Origin of the sequence: Micromonospora sp. GCM10011541, from assembly GCF_042650725.1 — a bacterium.
Classification (GTDB): Bacteria; Actinomycetota; Actinomycetes; order Mycobacteriales; family Micromonosporaceae; genus Micromonospora; species Micromonospora sicca.
On record NZ_JBHSBP010000099.1, the window covers coordinates 38,339 to 58,650 of the forward strand.

General features: G+C 73.6%; 15 protein-coding genes and 1 pseudogene. 8 read left to right on the forward strand and 8 right to left on the reverse strand.

Annotated elements, in window-relative coordinates:
• Positions 1 to 12: 12 nt before the first annotated feature.
• Positions 13 to 2,844 carry a DNRLRE domain-containing protein gene (locus tag ACFOYX_RS32455; protein WP_322438615.1) on the forward strand — a complete coding sequence of 944 codons (2,832 nt, stop codon included), beginning with the start codon at positions 13 to 15 and terminating at the stop codon, positions 2,842 to 2,844.
• Here the strand turns inward: ACFOYX_RS32455 and ACFOYX_RS32460 are convergent.
• Positions 2,839 to 4,044, reverse strand: a complete 1,206-nt coding sequence (locus ACFOYX_RS32460; RefSeq protein ID WP_322438824.1) for a lycopene cyclase family protein — start codon at positions 4,042 to 4,044, stop codon at positions 2,839 to 2,841. The two genes, ACFOYX_RS32455 and ACFOYX_RS32460, sit on opposite strands and share 6 nt — an antisense overlap.
• Before the next feature lie 88 nt (positions 4,045 to 4,132).
• Here ACFOYX_RS32460 and ACFOYX_RS32465 point away from each other — a divergent pair, with 88 nt between their 5' ends.
• Complete coding sequence (locus tag ACFOYX_RS32465) at positions 4,133 to 5,200, forward strand: Gfo/Idh/MocA family oxidoreductase (protein ID WP_322438616.1); 1,068 nt, start codon at positions 4,133 to 4,135, stop codon at positions 5,198 to 5,200.
• 22 nt (positions 5,201 to 5,222) lie between these two features.
• Here ACFOYX_RS32465 and ACFOYX_RS32470 read toward each other — a convergent pair whose 3' ends face one another.
• Positions 5,223 to 6,506 (reverse strand): MFS transporter, encoded by a 1,284-nt coding sequence (locus tag ACFOYX_RS32470; protein WP_322438617.1) that lies wholly within the window; start codon positions 6,504 to 6,506, stop codon positions 5,223 to 5,225.
• A 70-nt stretch (positions 6,507 to 6,576) separates the two neighbouring features.
• On the opposite strand from ACFOYX_RS32470, the gene ACFOYX_RS32475 reads away from it, so the two are divergent.
• Positions 6,577 to 7,086: a pyridoxamine 5'-phosphate oxidase family protein gene (locus tag ACFOYX_RS32475; RefSeq protein ID WP_322438618.1), complete on the forward strand. Its 510-nt coding sequence runs from the start codon at positions 6,577 to 6,579 to the stop codon at positions 7,084 to 7,086.
• 208 nt (positions 7,087 to 7,294) lie between these two features.
• Here the strand turns inward: ACFOYX_RS32475 and ACFOYX_RS32480 are convergent, their stop codons facing one another.
• Both ACFOYX_RS32480 and ACFOYX_RS32485 read right to left on the reverse strand, forming a co-directional pair.
• A complete protein-coding gene (locus ACFOYX_RS32480; protein ID WP_322438619.1) occupies positions 7,295 to 8,908 on the reverse strand; it encodes an AMP-binding protein in 1,614 nt (537 codons plus the stop codon).
• Positions 8,905 to 10,596, reverse strand: a complete 1,692-nt coding sequence (locus ACFOYX_RS32485) for an AMP-binding protein (RefSeq protein WP_322438620.1) — start codon at positions 10,594 to 10,596, stop codon at positions 8,905 to 8,907. The genes ACFOYX_RS32480 and ACFOYX_RS32485 overlap by 4 nt, the downstream gene beginning before the upstream one ends.
• 136 nt (positions 10,597 to 10,732) lie before the next feature.
• Between ACFOYX_RS32485 and ACFOYX_RS32490 the strand changes: the two genes are divergently transcribed.
• The 5 genes and pseudogenes from ACFOYX_RS32490 (at position 10,733) to ACFOYX_RS32510 (ending at position 14,090) form a co-directional block, all read left to right on the forward strand.
• Entirely contained in the window at positions 10,733 to 11,638 is a 906-nt protein-coding gene (locus ACFOYX_RS32490; protein WP_322438621.1) for a LuxR C-terminal-related transcriptional regulator, read from the forward strand.
• A 9-nt stretch (positions 11,639 to 11,647) separates the two neighbouring features.
• Positions 11,648 to 12,022, forward strand: coding sequence for a hypothetical protein (locus ACFOYX_RS32495; RefSeq protein WP_322438622.1), 375 nt, complete (start codon positions 11,648 to 11,650; stop codon positions 12,020 to 12,022).
• Between the two features lie 390 nt (positions 12,023 to 12,412).
• Entirely contained in the window at positions 12,413 to 13,462 is a 1,050-nt protein-coding gene (locus tag ACFOYX_RS32500; RefSeq protein WP_322438623.1) for an L-dopachrome tautomerase-related protein, read from the forward strand.
• Between the two features lie 81 nt (positions 13,463 to 13,543).
• Positions 13,544 to 13,660: pseudogene (locus ACFOYX_RS32505) on the forward strand (hypothetical protein); the annotation flags it as partial.
• 13 nt (positions 13,661 to 13,673) lie between these two features.
• Entirely contained in the window at positions 13,674 to 14,090 is a 417-nt protein-coding gene (locus ACFOYX_RS32510) for a hypothetical protein (RefSeq protein ID WP_377534688.1), read from the forward strand.
• Positions 14,091 to 14,169: 79 nt separating this feature from the next.
• Here ACFOYX_RS32510 and ACFOYX_RS32515 read toward each other — a convergent pair whose 3' ends face one another.
• Genes ACFOYX_RS32515 through ACFOYX_RS32530 form a run of 4 tightly spaced genes read right to left on the reverse strand, consistent with a single transcriptional unit; the run spans position 14,170 to position 20,289 of the window.
• Positions 14,170 to 16,047, reverse strand: a complete 1,878-nt coding sequence (locus ACFOYX_RS32515; protein WP_322438625.1) for an L-lactate permease — start codon at positions 16,045 to 16,047, stop codon at positions 14,170 to 14,172.
• Positions 16,048 to 16,079: 32 nt separating this feature from the next.
• A complete protein-coding gene (locus ACFOYX_RS32520; protein WP_109805887.1) occupies positions 16,080 to 17,483 on the reverse strand; it encodes a (Fe-S)-binding protein in 1,404 nt (467 codons plus the stop codon).
• Entirely contained in the window at positions 17,483 to 18,817 is a 1,335-nt protein-coding gene (locus ACFOYX_RS32525; protein WP_322438626.1) for an FAD-binding oxidoreductase, read from the reverse strand. Before ACFOYX_RS32525 ends, ACFOYX_RS32520 begins: the two co-directional genes overlap by 1 nt.
• A complete protein-coding gene (locus ACFOYX_RS32530; protein WP_322438627.1) occupies positions 18,817 to 20,289 on the reverse strand; it encodes an FAD-linked oxidase C-terminal domain-containing protein in 1,473 nt (490 codons plus the stop codon). The genes ACFOYX_RS32525 and ACFOYX_RS32530 overlap by 1 nt, the downstream gene beginning before the upstream one ends.
• Positions 20,290 to 20,312 lie beyond the last annotated feature (23 nt).

Consider the following 20,312-nt stretch of genomic DNA (forward strand, 5'->3'; position numbering starts at 1 on the left):
AAAGGAGACCCGATGAAGCTAGGCAACAAGACCCGCCGCACGGCCGCGTCCACCGTCGTCGCGGTATGCATCGCCGGGACGACGCTGGCCATGAGCGGTCGCGCGGAGAGCGCCTCTCCCACCTGCCAGTCGTCGAACGCGGGGACCTACACGGTGCTGGTCTGCCTCACCCAGCCATCGAGTGGCAGCCCGATTGTGGGCGACGCCCTCGTAGTGGCGACCGTCAACGTGACGGTCGGCACGAGCCCCGGCGTCGCCAAGACTGAGTGGACCCTGGACGGCGAGCATCTGCTCACGGACTTCCAGTCGCCGCACCAGTTCACCCTCTCCACCGCCGACTTCGCCGACGGCGAATACGCGATCGGCGTCTCGGCGAAAATGCGCGACGGGTACGTCACCCCGGCAGCGGTCATCACCGCCACCTTCGCCAACGGCAACGCGACCACCCCGCCGAACACCCGGCAATGGGCGGTGCCGCCCATCCACGCTCGCGGTCCGCAGGAACCCTTCGTGGTGGCCGCCGTGGGTGACGGTGCCGGCGGCGAGACCAGCGCGGTCAACGTCACCAACGCACTCGTCGGGTGGGACCCGGACCTGTTCCTCTACCTCGGCGACGTTTACGAAGAGGGCACCCTGACGGAGTTCAAGAACTGGTACGGCGGCCCTACCGCATTCTACGGTCGGCTGCGCGGCGTCACTACTCCCGTCATCGGGAACCACGAATACAACGGTTCCGTGGCTGAGGGCTATTTCCATTTCTGGGACAACATTCCGCACTACTACAGCTACGACGCCAACGGCTGGCATTTCATCGCCGTCGACTCGACCAGCAACTACAACAAGGTCGCGCCGGGCACCCCGCAGTACGAATGGCTCGCTGACGACCTCGCCGCCAACCGCAGCCCGTGCACAGCCGTGTTCTGGCACCACCCCCTGTTCAGCGTGGGGTCTGAGGACCCCGCGCCGCGGATGCAGGCCATGTGGGACCTCATGGCCTCCCACCAGGTCACCCTGCTCGTCACCGGACACGACCACAACTACCAGCGCTGGGCGCCCATGGGTGCGGGCGGCGCGCTCGCCGGCGACGGCATAGTCGAGCTCGTGGTGGGCGGCGGCGGCCATTCGAGTCAGGGCTTCGCCAGCTCGGATGCCCGGGTGGTCAAGACGAACAAGAGCTACGGCGCGGTGCGCATGGAACTCTTCGGCAACCGGGCTGATGTGCGGTACCACGCGGCCGGCGCCACGGGCACGACGCTCGTCGACTCGTCGACCGTTTCCTGCAAGGGCGCCGACGGGCTGGCCCCGACCCCGCCCGCCGACCTGACCGCCACCGTGAACCCGACCCCGTCCGTGAGCCTTGCCTGGACCGGTGCGACCGACAACTACGGCGTGACCGGCTACCGGGTATTCCGCGACGGCACCGCGGCGGCCGACCTGCCCGCGACCGCGACCTCGTGGACGGACACGTCCGTCGCGGGCGCGACCCGGTACGCATACACGGTCGATGCCGTCGACGCCGCCGGAAACCGCTCCACCCGCACCCCACCGGTGGCCGTGACGACCCTCGGCCCGGACACCACGCCCCCCACCGCTCCGGGCGGGCTCGCCGCCGCAGCCGCCCCGGATGCGGTCACCCTCACCTGGTCACCGGCGACGGACAACGTCGGTGTCACGGGATACACGGTGCTCCGCGACGGCGTGGTGGTGGCGACCGTGACGGCAACGACATACGGCGACAGCGCCGTGCCGGCGAACGAGTCACACACCTGGAGCGTGCGAGCGTTCGACGCGGCGGCAAACGCCGGCGCCGAATCCAACGTGGTCACCGCGGTGCGCGACACGGTGGCACCGTCGGCCCCGGCCGACCTGAGGGTCACCGGCGTGGAGCCCGGCGCGGTCAGCCTCGCCTGGGACGCGTCGACCGACAACGTCGGGGTCGCGCAGTACCGGGTGTTCCGCGACGGAAGCCTCCTGGCGGGGATCTGGCCGGACCAGACGTTCACCGACTACACGGTCGGCACCACCGGCACGTCACACACGTACCTGGTTACGGCTGCCGACTCCGCGGGGAACGTCTCCGGCCCGAGTAACCAGGTGACGGTCACCGCCGCCGACTCCAGCCCACCGACGGTGCCCACCAACCTGCGGGCTTCGGTCACCGGACCCAACCGGGTCGAGCTGTCGTGGGCGCCCGCGACGGACGACGTCGGCGTGGCCGCCTACACGGTGTACCGAAACGGCACGGCCCTCGGCACCGCGACGGGCGTGACCTTCACCGACACCACGGCCCTGTCGGAGACTTCCTACACGTACCTGGTCGCCGCCTCCGACGCGGCCGGAAACTCCTCAGCCCGGAGCGCGCCGGCCCTGGTCACCACGCCAGCCGCCACGCCGGTCCTGGCGGTGGCGGACACCTACGTCAAGGAGTCCAGTCCCACGAGCAGATATGGGAGCACCACGGTCCTGCGGGTCGACGGAGATCCGGTCACGAACGCGCTTCTGAAGTTCACGGTGTCCGGGCAGACCGGCGTCGTGCTGCGAGCGCGCCTGAAGCTCTGGGTCGCGGCCGGCTCGTCCACCGGGTTCGTCGTCCGCCCGGTCGCGGACTCGACGTGGTCGGAGGCGTTGACGAGCTGGAACAACGCCCCCCTGATCGACAACACCTCGATCGCCGCCACCGGTCGGACCACAACCGGCACCTGGGTCACCCTCGATGTCACGCCCCTGGTCAGTGGGAACGGCACGTTCACCGTCGGTCTGACCTCAACCGGCGCCTCAGCGAGCAGCTACGGCAGCCGCGAGTCCAGCACCGCTCCGCTGTTGCTGCTGGACATGACCTCATGAGGGGCGGCGGATCCGGGCGCGGAGCCGGCCGACGGCGTCGCCGAGCACCGCGCCGGTCATCGGCAGCAGCGGGCTGGACCGCATCACCGCCAGATCCTCCGCCGGGGAGGTGACCCCGTCGAGGAAGCGCAGCACCCGCTCGGCCGGATTGCGGTCGAAGTGCCGGTCGAAGAACTCCACCCCGCCGACGTGCCCCCGGTCCAGGGCGCGCAGCGCCACCGCGTCCATCCACAGGTGCCGCCGGGGGTACGCGGCCCGCGGCACCGGCGGCCGACCCGCCGCGAGCGCCGCGGCCACCTGCTCGGCCTGGCGGCGCATGGCGGAGAAGGTGAACCCGGTGGAGGGGCGGGTGGCGCCCCCGGCGGTGCCGAGGCGGACCACCCGGGGCGACGGGCGGGCGACGAACGGGCCGTCGGTCATCGGGATCACCCCGTTCTCCACCTCCCGGACCCGCAGCGCCGCCGGGTCGAGGCCGAGCCGGTCGAGGTAGCCGCGCAGCGCGGCGTCGTACCCGGAGTCGGTGAGCGGGGCGGGTGCGAACTCGGTGTACTCGACCAGGGCGTACCGGTCGCTGACCGGCAGCACGTAGCCGAACGAGACCCCCCGGGCGGGCTGCGGGGTGCGGAAGTCCATCAGCACCGCCCGGTCGGGGTCGAACGTCGGCGTGTCGGCCGCCAGCCACCAGCCACGGAAGTGCTGCAACCAGTTCGTCCGCCCGGGCCGCCGAGGCGGGCGGGGGCGCGAGTCGAGCACCCAGGCGGCCCGGACCAGCGCCCGGCCGTCGGGGTCGCGGACCGTGACCCGGTGACCGTCGTCGTCGAGGGCGCCGGCCGCCGCGCCGATCCGGATCGCGCCGAGGCGGCGTTCGGCCTCGGCAGCCCGGTCGTAGACCGGGGCGGAGCGGAGCATGGCGTACCGCAGCGGGGCCAGCTCCAGGACGCGACGGCCGGCCGACGTGACCACGTCGACCCGCGACCAGCTCGCGCTGAGCAGCGGGTCGAGGTCATTGCCGGGGGTGTCCCAGAACGCCCACGTGCGGTCCTGACCCCGCTTGTGCACCGGGTCGACCACGGCCACCCGCAGCCCGGACAGCCCGCGCCGGTCCAGGGCGGCCAGCACCAGCGAGGCCGCGCCGCCGCCGCCCACCAGCGCGAGGTCGACGTCGACCGGGGTTGCGTCCACCCCGCCACGCTGCCACACGTCCGGCCGCCGCCCGCCGGGGGACCCGCCGCCCGGCGGCTGGGGCTGCGCGTAGATTCGGGGGGTCATCGAGGAACGGGGGGACGGCATGGCGCAGGCGCCGCTGCGGGTGGGGTTGCTGGGGTACGGGATCGCCGGGCGGGTCTTCCACGCCCCGCTGATCGCCGCGACCCCCGGGCTGCGGCTGGACGCCATCGTCACGGCCAACCCGCAGCGCCGGGAGCAGGCCCGCCAGGAGCATCCCGACGCCCGGCTCGTCGACGACGCCGACCAGTTGTGGCGCGGCCCGGACCAGCTCGACCTGGTCGTGGTGGCGACACCGAACCGGCAGCACGCCCCGATGGCCCGCGCGGCGCTGGCGGCCGGGCTGCCGGTCGTGGTGGACAAGCCGCTCGCGCCGAGCGCCGAGGAGAGCCGCGCGCTGGTCGACGAGGCGGCCCGCCGCGGGGTGCCGCTGACCGTGTTCCAGAACCGCCGTTGGGACGGGGACTTCCTGACCGTCCGCAGCCTCGTCGAGAAGGGCGAGCTGGGGCGGGTGACCCGCTTCGAGTCGCGGTTCGAACGCTGGCGGCCGGCGATCAAGCCGGGCTGGCGGGAGAGCGCCGCGCCCGGGGAGGCCGGCGGCGCCCTGTTCGACCTCGGCGCCCACCTGGTCGACCAGGCCGTGCAGCTCTTCGGCCCGGTGCAGCACGTCTACGCGGAGGTGGACCGGCGGCGGCCCGGCGCCGAGGTCGACGACGACGCGTTCGTGGCGCTGACCCACGCCGGCGGCGTCCGCTCGCACCTGTGGATGAGCGCGGTCACCCCGCAGCTCGGCCCGCGGATGCGGGTCCTCGGCGACCGCGCCGGCTACACCACGTACGGGCTGGACGTGCAGGAGGCGGCGCTGCGCGACGGGGGCCGACCGGACGCGCCGGGCTGGGGCGAGGTCCCGCCCGAGCAGTACGGCCGGCTCGGCGTCGACGGTGACCTGCACGCGGTGCCCACCGAGCCCGGCCGCTACCAGGACTTCTACGCCCAGGTCGCGGCGGCGCTGCGCGACGGCGCGCCGATGCCGGTCGACCCGCGCGACGCGGTCGGCACCGTCACGCTGATCGAACTGGCGCACCGCTCCGCCGCCGAGGGTGTGGTGCTGCCCGTCCCACCGCTCGCCTGACCGCGCCCTCCTCCGGTCCGCCCTAGGCGACGGTCGCCGGGCGGTCGTCCGGCGCGGGCGCCGGGTCGGCGTACGCGGCGGTGACCGTCGACCGGTCGAAGACCCGCCACGTCACCGCGGTCACCGCGACGGCGACCACGAACCCCACCCAGTACGGCGCGGTCAGGCCGAACCGGGTGGCGACCACCCCGCCGAGCAGCGCGCCCAGGCAGTTGCCGCCGGCGGCGATGAACAGGGTGGTGCTGCCCACCCGGCCCTGCAGCGCGGCCGGGGTCAACCGCTGGCGCAGCGAGTTCGACACCATGTTCCACAGCGCGCCGTGCACCCCGAACGCGAACAGCGCGACCGCGATCACCACCGCGCTGCGGGACGCCGCCAGGGCCAGGTGCAGGCCGGCCTCGATCAGCAGGCCGACCCGGATGGTCCAGGTGGCGGTGATCCGGGCGACCAGCCGGTCGCCGACCACCGAACCGAGCAGCCCACCGACCGCCATGCAGGTGAAGAGCACGCCGTAGCCGACCGAGCCGAGGCCCAGCCGCTGCGTGGCGATCAGCACCAGCACCGCGATGGCGGCGGTGAGGGTGACGTTGAGCAGCCCGATCAGGAAGGTCATGGTGCGCAGCAGCCGCTGCGACAGCAGCCAGCGGAAACCCTCCACCACCTCCGCCCGGACCGAGCGGCGGCCACCCGTCGGAGGCGCGCCCCGGTACGACCCGCCGACCAGGCCGATGAGCACCGCGCTGAGCGCGTACGTGGCGGCGTTGACGCCGAACGGGATGCTCGCCGCCAGCACGAACAGGAACCCGCCGAGCGGACCGGCGATCATGCCCTGCGTCAGGGTGGTGCCGCCGCCCAGCCAGCCGTTGGCGCGCTCCAGCAACGACCGGGACACCACGGCCGGGAGCATCGCCTGGGCGGCGCTGCGGAACACCACCTCGCCGGCGTTGACCACGAAGAGCACCGCGTAGAGCAGGGCCACCCCGGCCCGGCCGGTGACGATCGCGGCGGTCAGCACCGCCAGGGCGGCGACGCGTACCCAGTCGATGACGACCATCAGCCGGCGCCGGTCGACCCGGTCGACGAGGACGCCGCCAGGCAACGCGAACAGCAGCCACGGCAGCCACGCCACCGCCGAGGCCGCCGACACGGTCAGCGGGTCGTCGGTCTTCGAGGCGACGAACAGCGGCGCCGCCACCGTGGCCATTCCGCTGCCCAGCGCCGACATGGTGCTGGCCGCCCAGAGCCGGGCGAAGCGCCCGTCGAGCCGTTCCCCCGTCGTCCCCGTCACGGCGAGCAGAGATCCCATCCCGCGCAGCCTAGCCCTGGCAGCCGGTCACGTGGGCCCGGGCCGGGACGGGCGCATGTCATGATCACTCATGCCCGTCACCAATCCCTGGCTCGCCGGCCCCTCCCCCACCGCCCGACTCGACCGGGACCGGCTGGAAGAGCGCATTCTCAACCTGCTCTCCTCGCAGAACATGTGCGTGCTGGCCACCACCGGCCCGGACGGGCCGCTGGCCACCCCGGTGCGCTACCACCACCTCGATTTCACGCTCATGTTCACCGCGGTCGGCAGCTCCCCGAAGATGCGGAACATCGCCGCCGACCCGCGGGTCTCCATCGGCGTCTTCGCGCCGCTGGTCGGGCAGGCCAGCAGCCGGGGCGCACAGGTCTTCGGACGGGCCCGGGTGCTTTCCGAGGGCGATCCGGACTTCGACCACCACTGGCCGGCGTTCCGCTGGCAGTCCGACCACGTGGAGCGGTCCCGGCCGCTGGACGAGCCGCCGACCGGCCCGTTGGTGGTGGTCGCCGCGCAGCGGATCGTCTACACCGAGCACTGGCTGCGCCGCGAGGGGTACGCGCCCCGCCAGTTCTGGCGGGCCTGAGCCACTCCTCCATCCCGTCGTCGGCCAGCTCGGGTACGAGATCGAAGTCGTCGGACAGGCGGGCGGGAACGTCTCCGTGACCCGCTTTGCTCTGCTGCAGCGGAGGCAACAGTCGGAACCTGCCTCTGTTGCGTGGGCTGCAGCAGAGCAAAGCGGTGGAGGCAGAACCCTGGTGCCCCGAGACCGAGGGCCAACGGCCGCGAGAGGCTCAGCCCTCGCCGAGGCCGGCGCGGCGCAGCTCCACCTTGCGGACCTTGCCACTGACCGTCATGGGGAAGGCGTCCAGCACCCGGACGTACCGGGGGATCTTGTAGTGGGCCAGCCGGTCCCGGCAGAACTCGGCCACCTCCTCGACGGTCAGCGTGTCGTGCCCGTCGCGCAGGATCACACAGGCCAGGATCTCCTCGCCGTAACGCTCGTCGGGGACGCCGACCACCTGCACGTCGGAGATCTTCGGATGCCGGTAGAGGAACTCCTCGATCTCGCGCGGGTAGACGTTCTCCCCACCTCGGATGATCATGTCCTTGATCCGGCCGACGATGGTCAGGTAGCCGTCCTCGCGCATCACCGCCAGGTCACCGGTGTGCATCCAGCGCGCCGGGTCGATCGCCTCGGCGGTCTTCTCCGGCTCCTGCCAGTAGCCGAGCATCACCGAGTACCCGCGGGTGCACAGCTCCCCCGGCTCGCCGCGGGGCACGGTCACCCCGGTGGCCGGGTCGACCACCTTCACCTCCACATGCGGCAGCACCCGGCCGACGGTGGCGGTCCGCCGGTCCAGGTCGTCGTCGTGCCGGGTCTGCGTGGAGACCGGGGAGGTCTCGGTCATCCCGTAGCAGATCGACACCTCGGCCATGTTCATCTCGGCGATGACCCGCTTCATCACCTCCACCGGGCAGGGCGAACCGGCCATGATCCCGGTCCGCAGGCTGGACAGGTCGTAGCCCGCGAAGTCGGGCAGGCCCAGTTCGGCGATGAACATCGTCGGCACCCCGTACAGCGAGGTGGCCCGCTCGGCCGCGACCGCGCGCAGCGTCGCGGCCGGGTCGAACGTCGGCGCCGGGATGACGATGGAGGCGCCGTGACTGGTCGCGCCCAGGTTGCCCATCACCATGCCGAAGCAGTGGTAGAACGGCACCGGCAGGCAGACCCGGTCCTGTTCGGTGTAGCGGACCAGCTCGCCGACGAAGTAGCCGTTGTTGAGGATGTTGTGGTGCGACAGCGTCGCGCCCTTCGGGAACCCGGTGGTGCCCGAGGTGTACTGGATGTTGATCGGGTCGTCGCAGGACAGCCGCCCCGCCCGCTCGATCAGCCGCTCCGCCGGCACCGCGACCGCGCCGCCGACCAGCTCGTCCCAGCTCGACTCCCCGATGTAGACGACCCGCCGCAGACCTGGACAGGCGTGCCGGACCTGCTCGACCATGCCCCGGTAGTCGCTGCTCCGATAGCTCGGCCAGGAGACCAGCACGCTCACCCCGGACTGGTTCAGCACGTACTCCAGCTCGTGCCGCCGGTAGGCCGGGTTGATGTTCACCATGATCGCGCCGACCGCCGCGGTCGCGTACTGGACCAGCACCCACTCCGGGCAGTTCGGCGCCCAGATGCCGACCCGGTCACCCTTGCCGACCCCCGCCGCGAGCAGGCCGCGGGCCAGCTCGTCCACCGCGCGGCCGAATTCGGCGTACGTCCACCGCCGGCCGCTCGGGCAGTCCACCAGCGCCTCCCGGTCCGGGTACGCCTCGACCGCGCGGGCCAGGTTCGCGCCGATGGTGTCGCCGAGCAGCGGGGCGTCGGAGGTCCCGCTGGCGTACGAGGGCTGGCTCACCGGAAGTCCTCCTCGCGGTACTCGCCGGCCGGACGCGCCTGCGCGTCGGCGTGCTTGTCCCGCTCGGCGGCGCGCAGCTCGGTCCGCCGGATCTTGCCGGAGATGGTCTTCGGCAGCTCGGCGAACTCCAGCCGCCGCACCCGCAGGTACGGCGCCAGCCGCGTCCGCGAGTGCGCGAAGATCGCCGCCGCCGTCTCCTCCCCCGCCTCCCACCCGGGCGCGAGGACCACGTACGCCTTCGGCACGGCCAGCCGCACCGGGTCCGGTGACGGCACCACCGCCGCCTCGGCCACCGCCTCGTGCTCCAGCAGCACGCTCTCCAGCTCGAACGGCGAGATCCGGTAGTCCGACGCCTTGAACACGTCATCGGTGCGCCCCACGTAGGTGAGGTAGCCCTCCGCGTCCCGGGAGGCGATGTCCCCGGTGTGGTAGTAGCCGTTCCGCATCGCGGTGCCGGTCAGCTCGTCGTCGCCGTGGTAGCCGACCATCAGCGCGGCGGGCCGGTGCGCCAGGTCCAGGCAGACCTCGCCGTCGTCGCCCGTCTCGCCGGTCACCGGGTCGACCAGGGTCACCGCGTACCCGGGCAGCGGACGCCCCATCGAACCGGGCTTCACCGGCGTACCGGGCGGGTTGCCGATCTGCGCGGTGGTCTCGGTCTGCCCGTAGCCGTCCCGGACGGTCACCCCCCAGGCCGCCTCGACCTGCTCGATCACCTCCGGGTTCAACGGCTCCCCCGCGCCCACCACGCTCCGCGGCGGGGTGCGCAGCTGGGTCAGGTCGGCCTGGATCAGCATCCGCCACACCGTCGGCGGGGCGCAGAAACTGGTCACCCCGCACCGGTCCATCGCCGCCATCAGCCCCGCCGGGTCGAAGCGGGAGTAGTTGTAGACGAAGACGGTCGCGCCGGCGTTCCACGGTGCGAAGACGTTGCTCCAGGCGTGCTTCGCCCAGCCCGGCGACGAGATGTTCAGGTGCACGTCGCCGGGGCGCAGCCCGATCCAGTACATGGTGGACAGGTGCCCCACCGGGTACGACGAGTGGGTGTGCTCGACCAGCTTGGGCCGGGCGGTGGTGCCGGAGGTGAAGTAGAGCAGCAGCGCGTCGTCGGCCCGGGTCACCCCGTCGGGCGTGAACGTCTCGGACTCGTCGTACGCGTCGGCGTAGGCGTGCCAGCCGTCGACGGGGTCGCCGACCGCGACCCGGGTGTAGTCGCCGGGCACCTCGGCGAACTTGCCGGTGTGCTCCGCGCCGACCACCACGTGCCGGGCGGCGCCCCGTTCGAGGCGGTCGGCCAGGTCCGCCGGGCCGAGCAGCGGCGTCGCCGGGATGATCACGGCGCGCAGCTTGATCGCCGCGAGGATCGTCTCCCACAGCTCCAACTGGTTGCCGAGCATCAGGATCAGCCGGTCGCCCGCCCGTACGCCCTGCGCCCGCAGCCAGTTCGCCACCCGGTTGGAGCGGGCGGACAGCTCCGCGTACGACCAGCGCCCCTCTCCCCCGTCCGCCTCGACGATCCAGAGCGCCGTGGTGTCGTTGCCCTCGGCGAGCACGTCGAACCAGTCCAACGCCCAGTTGAACTCGTCCAGTCGGGGCCAGCGGAACTTCTCGTACGCGGTGTCGTGGTCCTCGCGGTGCGCGAGCAGGAAGTCGCGCGCCTCGCGGAAGGCGTCGGTGCCGGCGGTGGCCATGGGGGTGTCCTTCCTGTCACCGGGCGCGCGGCGGTGGGGGGACGGTGTCGCGCGCAGTACCCTGATCCTCGATCGGGTGACGCAGGTCTCACCACCCCCGGACGGGGGTGGCCCCAAGACGCCCTACCCCGGGGAGGTGAGGACGCTGGAGCCGCTGTATCCGCGCGACGACCGCGACCAGATCCGCCGCGCCCTGCTGACCCTGCTGCGCGGCACCGGCCTGCCGGTGGCCTTCGGCGGCATGGTCCAGCCCGGCGGGCCGCCCCGGATGACCATCACCGAGCTGGCCGGCACCAGCACCGCCGCGCTGCGGGGCCTGGCCATCAACGCGGGCGCCGGCCTCGGCGGCAAGGCCCTCGCGCTCGGCCTGCCGCTGCGCGTCGACGACTACCCGGAGGCCCGCTCGATCAGCCACGAGTACGACGGACCGGTCGCCGCCGAAGGACTGCGCTCGGTCGTCGCCGTGCCGATCGTGGTGCGCCGGGAGGTCCGCGCGGTGCTCTACGGCGCTGTCCGGCAACGGCTCGCCCTCGGCGACCGCCTGGTGGCCGCCGCCGTGCACGCCGGCCGCGAGTTGGAGCGCCGGCTGACGGACCGGGACGCGGCCCGGACCGCGCTCACCACCCTGCGGACGGCCGCCCCCCGACCCGCGGGCAGCGCCCCCGACGCGGCCCTCGACCCGGGTGCCGCCGGTCCGGACTGGGAGGAGGTCCGGCAGGCCCACGCCGAGCTGCGCGGACTGCTGCGCCGGATCGACGACCCGGAGCTGCGGGACCGGCTCGACGCGGTGGCCGACCGGCTCGCCGGCGCGGTGACCCGACCCGAGGGCGCCACGCCCGCCCCGGCGAGTCCACTCTCGCCCCGCGAGACCGACGTGCTGGCCTGCGTGGCGTTGGGCTGTACCAACGCCGACGTGGCTGAGCAGCTCGGGCTGCGACCGGAGACGGTGAAGAGCTATCTCCGCTCGGCGATGCGCAAGCTCGGCGCGCACACCCGCCTGGAGGTCGTGGTCGCCGCCCGCCGCGCCGCCCTCCTCCCCTAGGCGGATGCGATGAGCTGGTGGCGGCGACGGGGTGCCGGCGCGGCCCTGCTGGACGCGGTCCTGCTGATCGGCGCGGCGCCGGTGGCCCGGGACGTGCTCCGCCCGGGCGAGGAGGAAATCTCCGTCGAGGCGTACGACCGCACCGACGATCCCCGGGTGATCGTGGCCCACCTGCACAGGGATCCGGCGTACGTGGTATCCCGCGTGGCGACCGCCGAGGACGCCACGTCGGTCGTCGTGCGCGTCTCGGTGCGAGCGCCCCGGCTGGGCTGGTCCGGCGGGGACGAGTCGGTCGAATGGCGGATCCACGTCCGGCTCGACCAACCGCTGGCCGGCCGGCAGGTGATCGACGGCCACACCGACGCGCCCGTGCCCGAGCGCTGACCAAGTCCCTTCTGGCCGACGACAGGTCTCCGTTCCCGTGGCGGGGCGTCACCACCTCTAGGGCGTCCTAGGAGGCTAGCTCTCAACGCCCCAAGGGCTGGAGCCGCGCGGCGGGGCCACGAGAAGCTGCACCGGTCCCCGCGGCCCCCGGCCGGCTGACGACTGCCGACGGCGGGGGGTCAAGGGGTTGCTGATGCTGGTCGGTCCGACGGCGTCGTTCGCGGCACTCGGCGCGCTGCCGTTGTTCGCAGCTTCCCGCCTGACGGCCGGGTTTGTCGCGTCGGACGGTGGGTAGCCCGCACCACCCACACGCGCCGACGACTCGAGCGAAGACCGGAGTGGCGCCCGAGGAGGGAACGGGGCGACGGCCCCGCGGACGCGAGGAGGACCGTGCTGGTGCTACCCCAGCAGGAGGATCCCCGCCTCGTGCCGGTGCTGTCCGCCGACCGGGTCTGGACCGGTGTCACGACCACCGACGACGGGCGGGTCTTCGTCAGCTTCCCGTCCGCGGACCGTCCCGGCCTCCAGGTCGCGGAGGCCATGCCCGGCGGCCGGCTCGTCCCCTATCCGGATGGAGGGTGGAACCAGGCCCGCGAGGACCACGATCCGATTGGGGCGTTCGTCTGCGCCAACGGGCTGCGGGCAGGTCCCGACGGACGGCTCTGGATCGTCGACGCCGGCGCCCCCGGCATCGGGCTACCCGCCGTCGCCGGCGGAGCGCGGCTGATCGTGATCGACCTCGGCACCGACACGGTCGCGCGCATCTTCGACCTCGGCGCGGTGCTGCGGGAGACGAGCTACCTCGACGACGTACGTTTCAACGGTAAGATCGCGTACATCACCGACGCCGGGGCACCCGGGCTCATCGTTCTCGATCTGACGACCGGCCAGGCGCGCCGGGTTCTCGACGGTCACCCGAGCACGATCGACCGCCGCACCATGCACGCGGACGGGCAGGTCCTGCGCGGTCAGGGCGGCAGCGAACTGCGCGTCCATGCCGATCAGCTCGAGGTCTCCCCCGACGGACGGTACCTCTACTTCCAGCCGGCATCCGGGCCGCTCGCCCGGATCGAGACCCGCTGGCTCGACGACCCGTCGGTGCCCGACGACACCCTGGCAGAACGGGTCGAGGAGTGGCTGGACACCCCGACTACCGGTGGCACGGCCATCGACGCGGCCGGCACGATCTACCTCAGCGACGTGGAACGACGCCGGATCCTGACCATCACGCCCGACCGGCAGGTCGACACGCTTCTCGCCGATCCGCGCCTGATCTGGGGCGACGCGATGTGGATCGACGCTTCGGGGCATCTGTGGATCCCGGCCGCCCAGCTCAACCGGACCCCGGGACTGGCCGCCGGGGCGCGGTCCGTCGACTACCCCGTGTGGATCTACAAGCTGAAGATCGATGCCGGCCCGCCGGCCAATGATCACACGTGACCGGCACCTGACGGTCGTGCCGTGACACCAGAGGGGTTCCGCGCCGGACTGTCCAATGTGATCGCGCTCGCCCCCGGCGGTGTGACTCGCCTGGAACTCTTCCTGGACCTGGTCTTCGTCTACGCCTTCCTCAACGTCACCGAGCTGATGTCGGCGAACTTCCGCCCGGTCGGGTTGTTCCAGGGGGGCCTGTTGGTGCTGCTGCTGTGCGGTGCTGGGCAACGCATCGCTCGGGAATCTGGTCCGGCTCGATCGAGGCATCATGCCGCTGGTTGTCCTCGTGGCGGCGGTGTCCATCTTCGTGGTCGGTGTCACCCTTCCCGAGGCGTTCGCTGACCGGTCGCACGGCCTGTCCGGCCCGCTGGTCTTCGTCGTCGCGTTTCTGCTGGCTCGCCTCGGGCCACTGTTGATCGCGACTTTCGCCCTCTGGAACATCGGCGGGAGGCGGCGTGCCCGCGGCAAGACGTCCCGGCGGCGCATGCTCGGGGTGCTGCTCGTGGCGCTCACCGCGCCGGCGACGGCCCGCCTACCCGGTCTCGGGGCGCTGGTCCTGCTCACCGCGGTCGGCATCGGACTCGCCACCACCACACCGTTTCCTGCCACCGAGTCACGACACGGCAGCCGGTAGCCACCCGTCGGTCGCATTCTCCTTCCCACGATGGCGGTCCGGGCTCCGTCGCCGGCGTCCGGACCGCCGCGCGGCGTGGTCAGGGCACCATCCAGTCGAGCACCGGCGAGCCCTGCAACGCGACCAGCACGCACATGAGCAGCAGCAGGAGCAGGCTCCAGCCGAACACCTTGCGGAAGATCTCCCCCTCCCGGCCGGCCATCCCGACCGCGGCGGCGGCGATCGCCAGGTTCTGCGGGCTGATCATCTTGCCGAGCACGCCGCCGGAGGAGTTGGCCGCCGCCAGCAGCACCGGGTCCAGCCCGGCGCGCGCCGCGGTCTGCACCTGCAACGCGCCGAACAGCGCGTTGGCCGAGGTGTCCGAGCCGGTCACCGCGACCCCGATCCAGCCGAGGATCGCCGAGAGGAAGACGAACGCCCCGCCGGCCGCGGCGAGGAACGCGCCGAGGGTGTTGGTCTGCCCCGACTGGTTCATCACGTACGCCAGGGCGAGCACCGCCATCACCGTGAGGATCGCGTACCGCAGTTCGGCGTAGGTGCGGCCGTACGCCCGCAGTGCCCGGCCGGCGGAGACCCGCAGCACCAGGGCGGTGAGGATGCCGGCGAGGATCATCAGCGTGCCGGCGGCGGGCAGCCAGTTGAGGGTGAACGTGGCCGACGACAGCGGCTTGCCGTTGCCGCCCAGGATGTCCAGTCCGGGCCAGTCGAACTTCACGGTCCACGGCTCCTTCGCCAGGGCCGCCTTGACCGGCCCGAGGTTGGCGACGGAGAAGATCGCAATGATGATCAGGTAGGGGGCGTAGGCGCGGGCCACCTCGGCCGGGGTGTCGGCGATCCGGCGGCCGTCCGCCGTGGCGGCGCGAGCCTGGTCGGCGGGCCGTGGCTCCAGGTCGTCGCCGCCGGTGCGGTGCCGGCCGGCGCGAGCGGTCTCGTCGATGCGGGGGTCACCCGGCGGGGTCTCGCCACCCGGTCCGTCCAGGGCGGGCGCGGCGGTGGTCGTACCGGAGCGGCTGGCCGCGGCGGCGCGGACCGTGCCGGGACCGGCCAGCTCGGCCTCGACGGGCCCCCTGGCGGCGGGCACGGCCGCCGGCTCGCGACCCAGGTCGGCCGGGGTGACCGGGCGCCAGACGCGGACCAGCAGGACCACGGCGGCGGCCGAGACCAGCGCGGCGACGATGTCGGTCAGCGGCACGGAGATGTAGTTCGCGGCGACGAACTGCGCCAGCCCGAAGGTCACACCCGCGACCAGCGCGGCCGGCCAGGTCTGCCGGATGCCGCGCCGCCCGTCGACCAGGGCCACCAGCATCAGCGGTACGACCACCGCGAGGATCGGGGTCTGCCGGCCGACCATCGCGCCGAGGGTGTCCACGGTGAGCCGGGAGTCGTCGTTGACCCCGGAGGTGACGCTGGCCAGGGTGACGATCGGGGTGGCGAGCGCGCCGAAGGCCACCGGCGCGGTGTTGGCCAGCAGCGACACCGACGCGGCGTGGATCGGGCGGAAGCCGAGCGCCATCAGCATCACCACGGTGATGGCGACCGGGGTGCCGAAGCCGGCGAGGGCCTCCAGCAGCGCGCCGAAGCAGAACGCGATGATGATCGCCTGGATCCGCATGTCCGGGCTAACCCGTTCGAAGGAGCGGCGCAGCACGTCGAAGTGTCCGCTCTCGACGGTGAGGTTGTAGACCCAGATCGCGTTGATGACGATCCACAGGATCGGGAAGAAGCCGAAGGCCGCGCCCTCGGTGGCCGACAGCACGGCCTGCCCGACCGGCATGGCGTAGACGGCGACCGCCACCACCAGCGCGACCGCGAGGGAGATCATCCCGGCCAGCCAGGCCCTGACCTTCAGCACGCCGAGCAGGACGAACAGGGTGAGCAGGGGCAGGACCGCGAAGATGGCCGAGAGCGCGACGGAGTCACCGACGGGATCGGTGACGACTGTGAACTGTTCGAACATGGGTCACCTCGACACGTGAAAAGGGGTGGGCCCTACAGCAGCTCCTCCACCGGGCGGGCGCGGAGGGAGGCGTCGAGGACCTGGGCGGTGTGAGCCAGGGCGATGTCGCCGCCGGCGCGGGTCACCGAGGCGGCGACCTGCATGAGGCAGCCGGGGTTGGCGGTGACGAGCAGCCGCGCCCCGGTGGCCAGTACGGTCCGGGCCTTGCGGTCGCCGAGTTCGGCGGCCGGCCCGGGGTGGAGCACGTTCCAGATCCCGGCGGAGCCGCAGCAGATCTCCGGGTCGGCGATCTCCCGCAGCTCCAGCCCGGGGATGTCGCGCAGCAGCCGGCGGGGCTGGGCGCGGACGCCCTGGGCGTGGGCGAGGTGGCAGGCGTCGTGGTACGCGACGGTCACCGGCAGCGGGTGCCGGGTGGCGACCGGGCCCAGTTCGTCGAGGAGTTCGGACAGGTCGCGCACCTTGCCGGCGAAGTCGGCGGCGAGCGCGGCGTAGCGGGCGTCGTCGCGCAGCAGGTCGCCGTACTCCTTCAGCGTCGAGCCGCAGCCGGCCGCGTTGACCACGAAGAAGTCGACGCCGGCGGCGGCGAACGCGTCCAGGGTCCGGCGGGCGAAGCGGCGCGCCTCCTCCTCGCGTCCGTTGTGCACGCTCAGCGCGCCGCAGCAGCCCTGCCGGTCGGGCAGGATCACCACGTCGCAGCCCTCGGCGGCGAGCACCCGGGCGGTGGCCGCGTTGACCTCCGGGAAGAACGCGGACTGCACGCAGCCGGTGAGCATGCCGACCACGGCCCGGCGCGGCCCGACCGCCGGCATCCGCGCCGGGAGGCGGGCGGGGCTGCCGAGGCGGGGCGCGAGCGACTCCAGCGCCGCCAGGGTGGGCGCCAGCCGGGGCAGCAGCCCGGTCCGCGCGACCAGGCGGCGCAGCCCGCTGGCCTGGTACGCGCGCAGCGGCCCGCGCAGCAGCCGCAGTCGCCGCGGGTACGGGAAGAGGGCGAAGATCGCCGCGCGCAGCGCCCGCTCCCGCGGCCCCCGGCGGTGCCGGCGTTCGACCTGCTGCCGGGTGTCCTCGATGAGCCGGTCGTAGCGCACCCCGGAGGGGCAGGCGGTCACGCAGGACATGCAGCCGAGGCAGCGGTCGAAGTGGGTGACCATCGAGTCGGACAGCGGCTCGCCCTCCAGGCCCTCCTTCATCAGGTAGATCCGCCCGCGGGGCGAGTCCATCTCCTCGCCCCACAGCACGTAGGTGGGGCAGGTGGGCAGGCAGAAACCACAGTGCACGCAGTCGGAGATCAGTTCGGCGGCGGGCGGGTGGTGCGCGTCGAAGGCGCCCCCGTCGGGCGGCTGGGCGGCCAGGCCGAGCACGTCGCGCGGCCCGGTGGCCGGGAAGGTGCCGCCGGGCGAGGTGACCGGACGCTCGCCGGGCTGCTGGGGAATGGTCATCAGATCCCTCCGACGAATCGGCCGGGCGCGAGTCGGGCGTCGGGGTCGAACCGCTGCTTGACCCGGCGCATCAGCGCCAGCCCGTCGACCGGCCCCCACAGGTCGACCCGGTCCCGCACGGTCGGGGGCGCGGTGAGCACCACGGCGTGCCCGGCGACGGCGGCGGTCGCCGCCCGCAGCGCGTCGACCAGGCCGGCGACCCGTTCCGGTTCGGCCGTGCCGGGCACCCCGGCGTGCAGGACACCGACGCCGGCCGAGCCGCGCAGCGCGAGCGGCACGCCGTGCCGGTCGGCCGCCGCGCGGGCGTCGGCCAGCAGCCGCGGTACGCCGGAGAGCGCCGCGGTCAGCTTCAGCCCGGTGTCGCCGTCCCGCCACGGGTACCGGCCCCAGCCCTCGGGGGCCTGGTCGGCGGCGGTGGCGTCGGCGCCGAGCAGCCGCGCGGCGGCCTCGGCCCGGGCGGCCACCCCGGCCGGGGTGCCCTCCAGCAGCACCGTCACCGCCGCTCCCCCGCCGGCCGGCGCGTCCACCTCCAGCGCGGCGGGCACGAGCTGCGCGGCGCGTACGGTGCCGGCCAGCCGGCCCGCCTCGGCCGCGTCGTCGACCCGCCGGGTGACGTACGCGGCGGCGGCCGGCAGCGGGTGCAGCCGGAACGCGCACTCGGTGACCAGCCCCAACGTGCCGTACGCGCCGGTGACCAGCTTGCCCAGGTCGTAGCCGGCGACGTTCTTGACCACCTTGCCGCCGGCGTGCGCGACCACCCCGTCGGCGCGGACCAGGGTGACCCCGATGAGCAGGTCCCGCGCGGTGCCGTAGAGCATCCGGCGGGGGCCGCTGGCGTTGGTGGCGACCGCCCCGCCGACGGTGCCGCCGGGCAGCGGCGCGTCCAGGGCGAGCTGCTGGCCCGCCGCGGCCAGCGCGGCGGCGAGCGCGTCGAGGCGGGTGCCGGCCCGGACCACGGTGATCAGGTCACCGGCGGCGTGCTCGACCACCCCCGCCAGCGCGGTGGTGCCGACGATCAGGTCGAGGCGGCGCGGCGGGCTCCCCCAGTCCTGTTTCGTCCCGCCGCCGCGGAACGTCACGGCCAGGTCGAGGGCGGCGGCCGCGCGCAGCAAGGCAGCGGCCTGGGCGGTGTCCCGGGGCATGGCGACGTAGCGGGCCGGCACCCCTGCGATGGCGTCCTGCTCACCGGCGGGCCGGACCGGCTCGGGGCCGTCCGGGTTGTCGGTCCGGCCGGCCGCGGCCTGCGACGGCAGGCCGTCGGTGTGCCGACCATCGGTCGTGGTCGTTCCGTCGGCGGCGGCACGGAGGCGGTCGAGGATCGCGTCGGCGGGCATCAGAACACCTCCGCCAGGCCGGCCTCCTGCGCGGGGTGGACCCCTTTGCGCCGGCCGGGGACCTCGCCGCAGAGCCGCGGCGTCGGGAACACCTTGCCCGGGTTGGCCAGCCCGGCCGGGTCGAACGCGCAGCGCAGCAGTTGCATGGTGTCCAGGTCGTCGGCGGTGAACATCCGCGGCATGTACTTCGCCTTGTCCATGCCGACGCCGTGCTCGCCGGTGATCGAGCCGCCGTGCCGGACGCAGAGGTCGAGGATCGCCCCGGAGACCTCCTCGGCGCGTTCGGTCTGCCCCTCGACCGCGGCGTCGAAGAGCACCAGGGGGTGGAGGTTGCCGTCGCCGGCGTGGAAGACGTTGGCGACCCGGATGCCGCGTTCGGCGGAGAGCTCACCGATGCGGCGCAGCACCTCGGGCAGGGCGGTCCGCGGGATCACCCCGTCCTGGACGATGTAGTCGGGGCTGATCCGGCCGACGGCGGCGAACGCGGACTTGCGGCCCTTCCAGAACAGCGCCCGCTCGACGTCGTCGGCGGCGATCCGGATCTCGAACGCCCGGTTGTCCCGGCAGAGCCGCTCGACCTGGTCGAACTGGGCGGCCACCTCCGGCTCCGGCCCGTCCAGCTCGACGATGAGCACCGCCCCGGCGCCGGGCGGGTAGCCACAGTGCACGGCCGCCTCGGCGGCGGAGATGGCGAGCGCGTCCATCATCTCCACCGCCGCCGGCACCACCCCGGCCGCGATGATGGCCGACGTCGCCGCGCCGGCCTGGTCCGTGCTGTCGAAGGCGGCGAGCAGCGTCCGCACCGACTCGGGCAGCCGGGTCAGCCGGACGGTCACCTCGGTGGCGATGCCGAGGGTGCCCTCCGAGCCGACGAACGCGCCGAGCAGGTCGTAGCCGGGGGCGTCGGGGGCGCGGCCGCCGAGGCGTACCCGGTCGCCGTCGGGGGTGACCAGCTCGACGCCGGTGACGTGGTTGGTGGTGAAGCCGTACTTGAGGCAGTGCGCGCCGCCCGAGTTCTCCGCCACGTTGCCGCCGATCGAGCAGATCTGCTGGCTGGACGGGTCGGGCGCGTAGTACCAGCCGTGCGGGTTCGCGGCCCGGCTCACCGCGAGGTTGATCACGCCCGGCTGCACCACGGCCCGCTCGTCGGAGGGCGCGACCTCCAGGATGTCCCGCATCTGCGAGGTGACGATCAGGACGCCGTCGGCGTGCGGCAGCGCACCGCCGGAGAGCCCGGTGCCGGAGCCGCGGGCCACGAACGGCGCGCCGGCGGCGACGCAGGCCCGGACCACCGCGGCGCACTGCGCGGCGTCGGCGGGCAGCGCGACGAGGGCCGGCACCACCTTGTACTGGGCCAGCCCGTCACACTCGTAGGTGCGCAGCTCCTGCCGGTCGCTGAGCACCCGGTCGGGGCCGACGGCCGCCCGCAGCGCGGCGGCGAGGGCGGTCAGGTCCGTCGTGGTCGTGCTCATCGCCCACCTCCGCGTCGGTCGTC

What these genes read in the sequence shown, in the direction of transcription:
- ACFOYX_RS32520 (WP_109805887.1), bottom strand. Translation starts at nt 17,483, where the DNA reads ATGACCATTCCCCAGCAGCCCGGCGAGCGTCCGGTCACCTCGCCCGGC.
- ACFOYX_RS32495 (WP_322438622.1), top strand. Translation starts at nt 11,648, where the DNA reads ATGAGCTGGTGGCGGCGACGGGGTGCCGGCGCGGCCCTGCTGGACGCG.
- ACFOYX_RS32470 (WP_322438617.1), bottom strand. Translation starts at nt 6,506, where the DNA reads ATGGGATCTCTGCTCGCCGTGACGGGGACGACGGGGGAACGGCTCGAC.
- ACFOYX_RS32485 (WP_322438620.1), bottom strand. Translation starts at nt 10,596, where the DNA reads ATGGCCACCGCCGGCACCGACGCCTTCCGCGAGGCGCGCGACTTCCTG.
- ACFOYX_RS32515 (WP_322438625.1), bottom strand. Translation starts at nt 16,047, where the DNA reads ATGTTCGAACAGTTCACAGTCGTCACCGATCCCGTCGGTGACTCCGTC.
- ACFOYX_RS32525 (WP_322438626.1), bottom strand. Translation starts at nt 18,817, where the DNA reads ATGCCCGCCGACGCGATCCTCGACCGCCTCCGTGCCGCCGCCGACGGA.
- ACFOYX_RS32530 (WP_322438627.1), bottom strand. Translation starts at nt 20,289, where the DNA reads ATGAGCACGACCACGACGGACCTGACCGCCCTCGCCGCCGCGCTGCGG.
- ACFOYX_RS32475 (WP_322438618.1), top strand. Translation starts at nt 6,577, where the DNA reads ATGCCCGTCACCAATCCCTGGCTCGCCGGCCCCTCCCCCACCGCCCGA.
- ACFOYX_RS32455 (WP_322438615.1), top strand. Translation starts at nt 13, where the DNA reads ATGAAGCTAGGCAACAAGACCCGCCGCACGGCCGCGTCCACCGTCGTC.
- ACFOYX_RS32465 (WP_322438616.1), top strand. Translation starts at nt 4,133, where the DNA reads ATGGCGCAGGCGCCGCTGCGGGTGGGGTTGCTGGGGTACGGGATCGCC.